Below are 763 nucleotides of genomic sequence, written 5' to 3' on the forward strand. Positions count from 1 at the left end.
TTGACTCAATATTCCGTCTCGGGTGCGCGCAAAGTCCTGCATCGGTATCACACCCTGGGACTGGACGGTCTGGGAGATGGACGAGCCGACAATCCAGGCGCACCCACGGTCTTGACCGAAGCGGAGCAGCAACAGTTCGCCGCCCGTCTGCGCGAGGATTTTGACCAGGGTATCGTCTGGAGCGGCAAAATGGTTCAGGACTGGATTCAGACGCACTTTGGCAAAACGGTGTACCTGGGCCGCACCTATGAGTTCATGCGCTTGGCTGGGTTTTCGCCCCAGCGGCCTCGCCCCCGACATGTCGGGGGCAACGAGGCCGATCAGGAAGCGTTCAAATCAAAAGCCTAGTGGAGCGGCTTCGCGCAGCGGAGCGGCTCCACCCTCACGTCTCGTTGTGGGCCATGGATGAACATCGCATCGGCCTCCAACCCATCACGCGGCCCGTCTGGACGCCCACGGGCCACCCCGCCACCCGGCCCGTCCAGCCACGCTATGAATGGCTGTCCCTGTATGCCTTTGTCTGTCCTGAGAGCGGAGCCAGCCAGTTCTGGCTGGTGCCAGAGGTCACCAAACGCGCCTACCAACTCGTCGTGGCCGCATTCGCGGCCAGTCTCGGGGCAGGGCCAGACCATCACCTTGTGCTCGTTGAAGATGGTGCGGGGTTTCATGTCCCTCCACCGGAGGGACATCCCCGTGGCCTGGAGACGGTGACCCTGCCGCCCTATTCGCCAGAATTGCAGCCGGTGGAGCGCGCCTGGAACTT

The 763-nt window shown here is 62.9% G+C and carries 2 protein-coding genes; both read left to right on the top strand.

Features of this window, described 5'->3' with window-relative positions:
* On the top strand, positions 1-348 hold a 348-nt coding region (locus FHR04_RS20750), incomplete at its 5' end, for a winged helix-turn-helix domain-containing protein (protein WP_211344231.1).
* A gap of 53 nt (positions 349-401) precedes the next feature.
* Positions 402-763: transposase (locus FHR04_RS20755; RefSeq protein ID WP_211344232.1), on the top strand; the 362-nt coding region annotated here is incomplete at its 3' end.

It is taken from the genome of Deinococcus radiopugnans ATCC 19172, assembly GCF_006335125.1.
Classification (GTDB): Bacteria; Deinococcota; Deinococci; order Deinococcales; family Deinococcaceae; genus Deinococcus; species Deinococcus radiopugnans.